Below are 10964 nucleotides of genomic sequence, written 5' to 3'. Positions count from 1 at the left end.
AATATGCGGAAGCCGCCACGCATTTCCGCGCCGCCGCCACCATCGAAGCCACCATCCCCTATATGGAGCCAAGCTATTGGCATTACCCGGTGAACCAGTCGCTGGGCGCCGCCCTGCTGCTGGCGGGCGACTCCGCCGGCGCCAGCGCCGCCTTCCGTGCCGCCCTGATCCAGACGCCGCGCAACGGCTGGGCGTTGTTTGGCCTGGCGCTCAGCGAAACCGCCGCTGGCCACAAGCCCGAAGCTGCCGCTGCGCAGGCCGCGTTCAAGCGGGCCTGGGCCGGTGATCCTAAGTGGCTCAAGCTTGAGCGATTGTGACACGCTGGCCAGTGCCACACGTGACATTTTCACTATCCTGATCGTCGCCCCGTGCTTGACACGGGGCCCCGCTTTCTGGACGCAGAAAGAGAAGCGGGGCCCCGGATCAAGTCCGGGGCGACGCGTGCTTTGGTGTTGAAGCAAGCAACGCTGAGGCCAGCCAAAGGGCAGCGAACAGGGGCGTGAGAGCGATGAACGGACCAAGGGATTTCAGCCGGCGCGACATCGCAGCATTGCTGCTGGCGGGCGGCGGCATGGCGGCGCTGCCGTCGGCCGCCTGGGCACAGAGCGGCCCGGTGGAACCCACGCGCCTGATCAGTGCCGGCGAAACGCTACGGCCGGAGATCACCGGCCAGTTCGGCATTGTCGCCGCTGGCCGCCATTATGCCTGTGCCGCCGGCATCCGCATGCTGATGGCCGGCGGCAACGCCACCGATGCCGGCGTGGCGGCGGTGTTTGCGGCGGCCATCACCGAAATCTCGCACTTCGGCTTTGGTGGCGAAGCCCCGGCCATCATCCATGACGCTGCCACCGGCCGCAGCGTGGTCGTCAACGGCCAGGGTACCGCCCCCGGCCTCGCCCGGCCGGAGGTGTTTGCCAAGGCTGGTGTCATTCCCGGCAACGGCCCCAACGGCGGCACTATCCCGGCGGTGGTCGATGCCATGGCGCTGGCGCTGCAGTTCAACGGCACCATGAGCCTGGCGCAGGTGATGCAGCCCGCCATCGAGCTGGCCGATGGCTTCGTGATGTACAATTTCCTCGCCGAGGTGTTCGCCAGCCAGCAGCAGGCGACATCGCAGTGGGATTGGGCGCGCCGCACCTATTATCCGGATGGCACGCCGCCGCAGACCGGCCAGATTTTCCGCCAGCCCAATCTCGCCCGCACGCTGCGGATCATCGCCGAGGCGGACCGCGCCACGCTGGCCCGCACGAAAGACCGGGTGAAGGCGATCCAGGCCGGCCGTGACGCCTTCTACACCGGCGACATCGCCCGGCGCATGGCGGCCGCCGTGGAGGCCGATGGCGGCCTCATCCGCTATGCCGATCTTGCCGGTTACAAGGGGAAGCTCGAAACACCCGCCGCTGTGGACGTGTTCGGCCACCGCGTGCTGAAGGGCGGCTTCTGGAGCCAGGGCCCGGCGCTGCTGCTGGCGCTCAACATTGCTGAAGCCGGCGGCATCGCCGGGATGCCTGCAGGTTCGGAGCTCTATCTCCACACACTGGCCGAAAGCATCAAGCTGGCGTTTGACGATCGCAACATGTTCTTTGGCGATCCCGATTTCGCCGATGTGCCGGGCAAGGGACTGCTGTCAAAATCCTATGCCGCCGAGCGCGCGAAGCAGATCGGGCCGATGGCCTCGCTCGAGCACCGCTATGGCAATCCCTGGGCGCACGAAGGCCGGGCGCGGGCAACGCCGAACTTCACGCCCCACATGCTGTCGCCGCCATCCGGCCCGATCGCCGACACCACCGCCATCGAAGTGGTGGATGCCAAGGGCAATCTGTTCAGCTGCACGCCCTCATCCGGCTGGCTGCTCGGCGGCGCCTATGTGGCGGGTGATACCGGCGTGCCGATGAGCAATCGGCTGACCATCTTCGATCTTGATGCGACCAGCCCCAATGTGCTGGCCCCCGGCAAGCGCCCGCGCACGACGCTGACGCCCACGCTGGTGCTGAAAGACAGCAAGCCCTTCCTCGCCATCGGCACGCCCGGTGGCGACAATCAGGACCAGCAGATCATGAACGTGCTGCTGCGTGTGCTGATCCACAATCAGCCGCTGCAGGCCGCGATCGAGGAGCCGCGCATCAACAGCAACCATTTCCACAACAGCTTCAGCATCAAGAAGGACGAGCCCGGCGTGCTGGAAATCGAAAACCGGGTGCCCAGTGCAGTGCGTGATGGGCTGGCGGCGCGCGGCCACAAGCTGACCGTGCTCGGCCCCTACGGTGTCTCCACCGGCGTGGTGGCGGCCGGTATGGTTCCGGGCACGGGCACGTTGCGCGGCGCCGCCGATGTCCGCCGCGAACGCTACGTGTTCGGCTGGTAAGGTTCAGCTCAGCCCCTCGATTCGCCCTTCGCTGTCGAGATGGATGCCGATGGCCGATGGCTGCTTGGGCAGGCCCGGCATGGTGGCGATTTCGCCGGCGAGCGCGACGATGAAACCGGCGCCGGCCGCCAGCCGCAGCTCGCGGATGGGCAGGTCGTGGCCGAACACCGCGCCGCGCACTTTTTCGTCCGCGGTGAAGCTGTAGGGCGTCTTGGCGAGGCACACCGGCAGGTTGGCCAGGCCTTCGTGGCGGAGCGCGGCGAGCTGCTTCTGTGCGGCCGGGGACAAGGTGACCTGGGCGGCGCGGTGGATGCGGGTGGCCACGATGGTGAGCGCGTCAAACACGTCGGTGCCGGTGGCATAGAGCGGGGTGAAGCTGGCGTGCGGGTCTGTATTGGCGTCGGCCAGGGCGGCGACGCTGCGGGCCAACTCCTCCGCACCGGCCGGGCCGTCGGCCCAGTGGCTGCACAAATGGGCGGCGACGCCCAGCACGTTGTGGCAGCAGGTGAGCACCTGTTGCTGCTCTTCCGGCCGATCGTTGCTGAAAGCGTTGATGGCCACGGCGACGGGCAGGCCCAGCGCCTGCAGGTTCTCGACATGGCGGGCCAGTACCTCGAGGCCGCGATCAAGGGCGGCCGCGTCGGCATTTCCCAGATCGGCCAGCGCCATGCCGCCATGATATTTGAGCGCCCGTACCGTCGCCACCACAACGGCTACGGCCGGGGCGAGTCCGGCGGAGCGGCACTTGATATGGGCGAATTTCTCCGCGCCCAGATCGGCGCCGAACCCGGCTTCGGTCACGGCGAATTCGCCCAGCGCCAGCGCGGCGCGGGTGGCGATCACCGAGTTGCAGCCGTGGGCGATGTTGGCGAACGGCCCGCCGTGGATGAGGGCAGGGGAGCCGTGGATGGACTGCACCACATTGGGCTGCATCGCATCAAGCAGCAGCGCCGCCATGGCGCCGGCCGCGCCGATGTCACCGGCCGTCACCGGATTGCCGGCGGTATCCTTGGCCACCCGGATGCGGGCGAGGCGGGCCTGCAGATCGGTCACGTCATCGGCAAGGCACAGGATGGCCATCACTTCAGAAGCGACCGTGATATCGAACCCGGTTTCGCGCAGCGGGTGGTTGCCGGTGCCCATGCCGGAAACGATCTGGCGCAGGGCGCGGTCGTTCATGTCCAGCACGCGCCGCCAGGTGACCGTCCGTGGGTTGATGGCGGCGCCCGATGGCATTGGCGTTGCGAAATGCACCGCATTGTCGATCATCGCGGCGAGCAGATTATGGGCCGAGGTGATGGCGTGGAAATCGCCGGTGAAGTGCAGGTTGATCTTCTCCATCGGCAACACCTGCGCCTGGCCGCCGCCGGTGGCGCCGCCCTTGCGGCCGAACACCGGGCCGAGCGACGGCTCGCGCAGCGCGATCACGGCGCGCCGTCCGATGCGGTTGAGGGCATCAGCGAGGCCCACGGTTGTGGTGGTCTTGCCTTCCCCCGCCGGCGTTGGGTTCACCGCCGTCACCAGGACCAGCTTGCCCGGCACCCGCTGGTCACATTCCGCCAGCGTTTTAGCCGCTATTTTCGCGATATGGTGCCCATAGGGTTCGATGTCGGTTTCCGCCAGGCCCAGGCCGGCTGCGATCTCCCGGATGGGGCGCAATGTCGCTGCCCGCGCGATTTCAATGTCCGTCGCCATGATTCCCTGCCATAAACCCTATATTAGACTTGCCTGATGTCTCTCGCCTGCACGCACCATAGCCGGTGCAATGCAGCAGGGAAGGAGCAATATGTTCGATCAGTTCGACGCCCTGTCGTTGGCCCGCTTCCAGTTCGCCTTCACCGTTTCGTTCCACTTCATCTTCCCGGCTTTCTCGATCGGGTTGGCCAGCTATCTTGCTGTTCTGGAAGGGCTTTGGCTGAAGACGGGCCGCGATGTCTATCTGCAGCTGTTCAATTACTGGCTGAAGATCTTTGCCATCGCCTTTGGCATGGGTGTCGTGTCGGGTATCGTCATGGCCTATCAGTTCGGATCAAACTGGTCGGCCTTTTCGGACAAGGCTGGCCCCGTCATTGGCCCGTTGATGGCCTATGAAGTGCTGTCCGCCTTCTTTCTCGAATCGGGTTTTCTGGGTGTCATGCTGTTCGGGCTCGATCGGGTCGGCAAGAAACTCCATTTCATGGCCACCTGCCTGGTCGCCATCGGCACCAGCATCTCGGCCTTCTGGATCATTGCGGTCAACAGCTGGATGCAGACGCCGCAAGGCTATGCCATTGCGCCTAATGGACAATTTTACGCAACAGACTGGTGGCTGGTGGTGTTCAACCCGTCCATGCCCTACCGCCTCGCCCACACGCTGCTGGGCGCCTATCTCACCACCGCGCTGGTGGTGGGCGCTGTTGGCGCCTGGCATCTGCTGAAGGATCGCAAGCTCGGCCGCGCTGCGCAGCCGGCAACGAAGATCATGTTTGCCATGGCGATGGGGATGGTGGCCGTCACCGCGCCACTGCAGGTGCTGGCCGGGCATGAGCATGGCGTCAACACGTTGCAGCATCAGCCGGCCAAGATCGCCGCGATGGAAGGCCATTATGAAAGCCACGATCGTGCTGCGCCCTTGATCCTGTTCGGCGTGCCCGATGATGCCGCTCAGGTGATGCACTACAAGCTGGAGGTGCCGGCGCTCGGCAGCCTGGTGCTGCAGCATGATATCGAGGCGGCCACCACGGGCCTTGACAAGGTGCCCCCTCAGAACCGCGCCAAGGTCGCCTTTCCCTTCTATGCCTTCCGCGTGATGGTGGGCCTTGGCGTGCTGATGCTGCTGCTCGGCGGCTGGGCGGCGTTCAATGGCTGGCGCGGGCGGTTGTTCGAAAATGTCTGGCAGCAGCGGCTGGCATTGGCGATGGGCCCGGCGGGCTTTGTCGCGGTGCTCGCCGGCTGGATCACCACGGAAACCGGTCGCCAGCCCTTCACGATCTTTGGCCTGCTGCGCACCGCCGAAAGCGCCTCGCCGTTGGCGGCGCCCGCCGTGGCGGCCTCGCTGATCGCCTTCATCATCGTCTATTTCTTCGTGTTTGGGGTGGGCACCTTGTTCATCATCAAGCTGATGGCGACCGAGCCCACCCCCGGTGAACCCGAAGCGTCCGATGAAGAGGCCGTCGAAGTCGGCAGCCTGCCGCCTGAAGCGGCCATCGGCCTGCAGCCAGCGGAGTAAGGCAGATGGCGCCCGATCCCATTCTGACGCTGGTCTGGGCCGGCATCATCGGCCTGGCCATCTTCATCTATGTCGTCACCGACGGCTTTGATCTGGGCATCGGCATCTTGTTCCCGACGATGGCACCGGGGGTCGAGCGCGAAACGGCGATCGCCACCATCAAGCCGGTGTGGGACGCCAATCAGACCTGGCTAGTGCTGGGCGGCGGCGGCGTCTTTGCGGCCTTCCCCTTGGCTTATGCCATATTGATGCCAGCGGTTTATGCTCCGCTGATCGCCATGCTGCTGGGCCTGATCTTCCGCGGTGTCGCCTTCAAATATCGGGCGCGCACCAGCCGCATCTGGCTGTGGGATTTCGCCTTCTTTGCCGGCTCCACGCTGGCGGCCTTCGCCCAGGGGGTGATTTTGGGCGCGGTGCTGCAAGGCGTGCAAGTATCGGGCCGCAGCTATGCCGGCGGCTGGTGGGATTGGCTGTCGCCCTTCTCGCTGCTCACCGGCGCGTCGGTGGTGGCGGCCTATGCGCTGCTCGGCGCCTGCTGGCTGATCTGGCGTACGGAAGGGGCCGTGCAGGATCACGCCTTTCGCATGGCCTGGCGCGGCGGTGCGGCCAGCATTGCCGCCATCGCGGCGGTCAGCCTCGCGACCCCGTTCCTCAGTCATGATTATTTCAGCCGCTGGTTCGAAACCCCGGGGATCTATTTCTCGGCGCCGGTGCCGATCCTGCTGGCCATCACCGGCCTGATGTTCATCCGCGCCCTCAAGCGCCGAGCCGAAGTCGCCCCCTTCCTGCTCGCCGAACTGCTGTTCCTGCTCACCTTCATCGGGCTGGGCATCTCGATCTTCCCGTGGGCGGTGCCGGGGCAGGTGACGATCTGGCAGGCGGCCACCGCGAGTAACGCGCAAAGCTTCATGCTGGTTGGCATTGGCCTGCTGCTTCCGGTGATACTGGGTTACACGGTCTATGGCTATTGGCTGTTCCGCGGCAAGGTCGGGGCCGAAGGCTATGCCTGAACCCCAAGCACCGCTGCCGCGCCGTCTGGCCTGGTTTGTGGGCCTCTGGGCGGCCGGTGTTGGCGTTGTGGGCGCCGTCGGCCTGCTGCTCCGCACCTGGCTGCTGGGTTGAAATTGCCGCCAACCTTGGGTGCGATTGCCCCGAAACGGGCGGCTATAAAAATAAACATGTCTCTGAATGGTTACATTTTGCCTTGCGATATCGTTAACGCCGCGTAAATTTAGCCCCTGTTAAAGATGCGACTCGAATGCATCGACACAGGCAGAATCAGTCGGCTGTGACTACGGCGGGCTTGGGGGCAACAGCTCCCTCTGCAAGGGGCGCGTGTACAGGAGGGGCGTATGGTTGTGGGTACGACGGCCGCCACGGTAATTGTGGGCATTTTCATCTTCCTGTGCGTGTTCAATTTTCTACCGGCCTGCGTCGCCTATGTGAACCGCCACCCCGATCGCCATCTGCTTGCGGCCCTTAACGTCATCTCGCTGTTTTCCTTTGCACTTTGGATCGCGCTGATGGCTTGGGCGGCGTCCGGCACCAGCAGCCATCCGATGATCCAGCGCTTTGTCGGCTCACCGCAGCGTCGCCGCCGTCTCTTGGCCTCTGTCTCGGCCCTGGTGCTGGCCGGCTTTGCTACCACGGCGGTATCGCTCAACCTCGCCTGACTGCGCTGGCGGCGTGAAATCCGCCGCCTGCTGCTTTCCATCTGTCGGCACACACGCCATTGCTGCCTTGCACTCCGGATTGTGCCTGCTATAGGCGGGCGCTCGTTTCCCGAGTGCGGGCGTGGCGGAATTGGTAGACGCGCTGGATTTAGGTTCCAGTGTCGAAAGACGTGGGGGTTCGAGTCCCTTCGCCCGCACCATCCTGCCGCTGGCCGTCCGGGCCAAACTCGCCAGAATTTCAACTTTCAACACGACGGATTCTTCGATGCAGATTGCCGAAATCACCAACCAGGGCCTGCGCCGCGCTTATTCGCTGGTGATCCCGGCCGATGTCATTGCCGCGCGCCTGAATGCACGCCTGGCCGAAGTGTCCAAGACCATCAAGATGCCGGGCTTCCGTCCGGGCAAGGTGCCGGCCAATCTCGTCAAGAAGATGCACGGCCCAGCCTTGCGTGGTGAAGCGCTGCAGGCGGCGCTGAACGATGGCGTCAACAAGGTGATTGCCGATCACGGCCTGCGCCCGGCGACCCAGCCGCAGGTGGATGTGGATGGCGAACTGCCGGAAGAGGGCGATGCCCGCTTCACCGTCAGTATGGAAATCCTGCCGACCATCGACGATGTGAAGGCCGAGGACCTGGCGCTGGAAAAGCTGGTCGTGCCGGCTGACGATGCCGCCCTGGATGCCGCGATTGCCCGGCTGGCGGAATCGGCCCAGCGCAGCGAACCGGCCCCGGCCAAGCACAAGGCCAAGACCGGCGATACCGTCGTCATCGATTTCGAAGGCAAGGTGGATGGCGTGCCGTTCGATGGCGGCAAGGGCGAAGGCATGCGGGTCAAGATCGGCTCCGGCCAGCTCATCCCCGGCTTTGAAGACCAGCTGATCGGTGCCAAGGCCAACGAACAGCGCACCCTGAAGGTGACCTTCCCGGCCGATTACGGCGCTGCCAATCTGGCCGGCAAGCCGGCCGAGTTCGATGTGACGGTGACCGGTGTGGAAGTGCCGGCCGAAACTGCCATCGACGATGAATTCGCCAAGGGCTTCGGTCTCGACAGCCTGGATGCCCTGAAGGAAATCCTGAAGGATCAGCTCGATGCTGAACTGGGTACGCTGTCGCGCACCTACCTGAAGCGCAAGCTGCTCGACACGCTGGCCGCCCGCCATGATTTCGACGTGCCGGAATCGATGGTGGATGCCGAGTTCGAGCAGATCTGGCAGACGCTGGAAGGCGAAGCCGCCCGTGAAGTCGATCCGGAAGCTGCCCGCGCCGAGATCGAAGCCGAGCGCGAGGATTATCGCCGCATCGCCGTGCGCCGCGTGCGGCTCGGCCTGCTGCTCTCCGAAATCGGCCAGCGCAACGGTGTGAACGTCAGCCAGGCCGAAATGAACCGCCTGATCGGCCAGGAAGCCGCGCGCTATGCCCCGGCCGAACAGCAGAAGGTGGTGAAATTCTTCCAGGAAAACGCCATGGCCGCCATGCAGCTGCGCGCGCCGCTGTATGAAGACAAGGTGGTGGACTTCCTGATCGGCAAGTCGGAAATCACCGAACGCGCCGTGACCCGCGCCGAGCTGGAAGCCGCAATCGAGAGCGAAGACGAAACGCCGGGCGGCCACGTCCATGGCCCCGGCTGTGGCCATGATCATGACCATGACCATGCGCCGGCCAAGCCGAAGAAGGCGGCGGCCAAGAAGGCCAAGGCTGCCGAGGAACCGGCCGTTGAAGCCGAACCGGTGAAGAAGGCGCCCGCCAAGAAGGCTGCGGCCAAGAAGGCGGAAGCTGAAGAGGCTCCGGCCGCCGAAGCGGCTCCGGCCAAGGCTGCGGCGAAGAAGACCAAGAAGGCGTAAAGCCGCTCCGCACGGGGCCGTTTCCTTCTCCACGGTGTGATGGCTATTGCCATGGCGCCGCGTGGAAGGATGCGGCCCCATGCAGTTTCCCGGTCCTGGTGGCCTGCGCCTGATCCTGGCGCTCTTTGTCCTGCTTTCGCACCTGTCGTCGCTCAACATCGGGCGGCCCGCAGTGGTGCTTTTCTTCGTTATCTCAGGCTATTGGGTGTCGCGTCGCTGGCTGGAGTGCGGCGATGGCGCGATCGGTTTTGCTGCGACACGGCTGGCGCGGATCTGGCCGCTGTTTGCCCTGATCTCGGCGCTCACCTGGGCCCTGCAGGGCTGGCTTGGCTTGCCGCGCAGCCCGGATCTCGCCGCCGGCCTGCTGCTGCTGGGCAGTGCCAGCCGGGGGGACATGATTGTCAGCGTGGCGTGGTCGCTGGATCTCGAACTGCAATTCTACCTGTGCCTGCCGCTGTTGTGGCTGGCGGCGCGGCGGCTGCCGGGTTGGCAGCTCTGGCTGCTTGGCGCGCTGGCTTGGGGGCTGGGCATGTGGCTGATGGCCCGGGGTGCGTGGAGTTTCCTGCTGTATCTGCCGGCATTTGCGGCCGGCATGTGGCTGGCGGCTGGCAAATGGTGTCCGGCGGCTGGCGGCGTGTGGGCGGCGGCTGGCGCATTCGTGGCCATTGCGGCCGGCATGGCGATCTGGCCCGCAACCCGGCCGCTGCTGCTGAAAGGCCCGGGCCTGTCGCCCCTGGCCGAACAGCTTGGCCACCTGGTCTGGTCCTTGCTGCTGCTGCCGCTGGTTGCGCGCGTGCTGGCCGGCCCGTCCAGCCGGCGCGACCGGCAACTGGGCGATGCGTCCTATGCGCTCTATCTCGTCCACGCGCCGGTGATCATGGGGTTCGCGGCCGGATTGGCGCTGGACGGCATGGCGCTGAAGCTGGCGGCGCTGCCGGCCACCGCGCTGGCAACGCTTCTGGCCTGGCGGTGCATCGATGTGCCGCTGGAACGCGCCCGTCGTGGCGGTGAACCAATTGTCATACCCGGCTTTGCCCTCTTGAATTGGGCGCGCAAACGTCCGAACTAGGAGATCAAAGGAGTCTCACATGATTAACCCGACCGCCGGTCTCGTTCCCATCGTCATCGAAAGCTCGAACCGCGGCGAACGCAGCTTCGACATTTACTCGCGGCTGCTGCGTGATCGCATCGTGTTCGTGAACGGCCAGGTGGAAGACCATATGGCCTCGGTGATCGTGGCCCAGCTGCTGTTCCTCGAATCGGAAAATCCGAAAAAAGATATCTACATGTACATCAACTCGCCGGGCGGGGTGATCACGTCGGGCATGGCGATCTACGACACCATGCAATATATCCGGCCCAAGGTTGGCACGGTGTGCGTGGGCCAGGCCGCGTCGATGGGCAGCTTCCTGCTGGCCGCCGGTGAGCCGGGCATGCGCATCGCGCTGAAGAACGCCCGCATCATGGTGCACCAGCCGTCGGGCGGCGCCCAGGGCCAGGCCACCGATATCGAGATCCAGGCCCGCGAGATCCTGCGGATTCGCAGCATTCTCAACAATTTGTATGTCAAGCACACCGGCAAGGACCTCGCCACCATCGAACATGCGATGGAACGCGACAAGTTCATGAGCGCCGAGGAAGCCCAGGAATTCGGCATCATTGATGCCGTGATGGAAAAGCGCCCGGCCGCGAGCGAAGGCGAAGCCCAAGCGGCGTGAATCCGGTCTGGGGCAGGGCTGCACCACCATAATGGCGCGATCACCCCGCCGCGATTGTGACGCTTTGGTTGAAACCTGCCCTTGCGGCGGGCGCCGAATCGTCGCTACACTGCTAGGCCGGCGGCATGCCGGCGCGTATACTGTCGGCTATGGCGGG

General features: G+C 65.1%; 9 protein-coding genes, 1 tRNA gene and 1 pseudogene. 10 read left to right on the top strand and 1 reads right to left on the bottom strand.

Annotation, left to right across the window (positions count from 1 at the left end):
- Nucleotides 1-317: pseudogene (locus tag RT662_RS01205) on the top strand (hypothetical protein); the annotation flags it as partial.
- A gap of 191 nt (nucleotides 318-508) precedes the next feature.
- Nucleotides 509-2365, top strand: a complete 1857-nt coding sequence (locus RT662_RS01200; RefSeq protein ID WP_409530122.1) for a gamma-glutamyltransferase family protein — start codon at nucleotides 509-511, stop codon at nucleotides 2363-2365.
- Between the two features lie 3 nt (nucleotides 2366-2368).
- Here the strand turns inward: RT662_RS01200 and RT662_RS01195 are convergent, their stop codons facing one another.
- Nucleotides 2369-4060 carry a formate--tetrahydrofolate ligase gene (locus tag RT662_RS01195; protein WP_313668438.1) on the bottom strand — a complete coding sequence of 564 codons (1692 nt, stop codon included), beginning with the start codon at nucleotides 4058-4060 and terminating at the stop codon, nucleotides 2369-2371.
- Between the two features lie 91 nt (nucleotides 4061-4151).
- Here RT662_RS01195 and RT662_RS01190 point away from each other — a divergent pair, with 91 nt between their 5' ends.
- The 8 genes from RT662_RS01190 to clpP all read left to right on the top strand — a co-directional run bounded on the left by RT662_RS01190 (nucleotide 4152) and on the right by clpP (nucleotide 10807).
- Nucleotides 4152-5573, top strand: coding sequence for a cytochrome ubiquinol oxidase subunit I (locus RT662_RS01190; RefSeq protein ID WP_313668436.1), 1422 nt, complete (start codon nucleotides 4152-4154; stop codon nucleotides 5571-5573).
- Between the two features lie 5 nt (nucleotides 5574-5578).
- The gene (cydB, locus tag RT662_RS01185; protein ID WP_313668434.1) at nucleotides 5579-6583 is read left to right on the top strand and encodes a cytochrome d ubiquinol oxidase subunit II; all 1005 of its coding nucleotides are present in this window, start codon (nucleotides 5579-5581) and stop codon (nucleotides 6581-6583) included.
- Nucleotides 6576-6695: a DUF2474 domain-containing protein gene (locus RT662_RS01180; RefSeq protein WP_303779943.1), complete on the top strand. Its 120-nt coding sequence runs from the start codon at nucleotides 6576-6578 to the stop codon at nucleotides 6693-6695. Before cydB ends, RT662_RS01180 begins: the two co-directional genes overlap by 8 nt.
- A 230-nt stretch (nucleotides 6696-6925) precedes the next feature.
- On the top strand, nucleotides 6926-7246 hold the full coding sequence (locus RT662_RS01175; RefSeq protein WP_313668431.1) for a superinfection immunity protein: 321 nt from the start codon (nucleotides 6926-6928) through the stop codon (nucleotides 7244-7246).
- 115 nt (nucleotides 7247-7361) lie between these two features.
- Nucleotides 7362-7446 (top strand) — tRNA-Leu (locus RT662_RS01170).
- Nucleotides 7447-7511: 65 nt separating this feature from the next.
- Nucleotides 7512-9089, top strand: coding sequence for a trigger factor (gene tig, locus RT662_RS01165; RefSeq protein ID WP_313668429.1), 1578 nt, complete (start codon nucleotides 7512-7514; stop codon nucleotides 9087-9089).
- 79 nt (nucleotides 9090-9168) lie between these two features.
- Nucleotides 9169-10158 (top strand): acyltransferase, encoded by a 990-nt coding sequence (locus RT662_RS01160; RefSeq protein ID WP_313668427.1) that lies wholly within the window; start codon nucleotides 9169-9171, stop codon nucleotides 10156-10158.
- A 19-nt stretch (nucleotides 10159-10177) separates the two neighbouring features.
- A complete protein-coding gene (clpP, locus tag RT662_RS01155; protein WP_313668426.1) occupies nucleotides 10178-10807 on the top strand; it encodes an ATP-dependent Clp endopeptidase proteolytic subunit ClpP in 630 nt (209 codons plus the stop codon).
- Nucleotides 10808-10964 lie beyond the last annotated feature (157 nt).

The organism is Sandarakinorhabdus sp. (assembly GCF_032115815.1).
GTDB lineage: Bacteria > Pseudomonadota > Alphaproteobacteria > Sphingomonadales > Sphingomonadaceae > Sandarakinorhabdus.
This window is presented reverse-complemented; position numbering and strand designations above follow the sequence as displayed.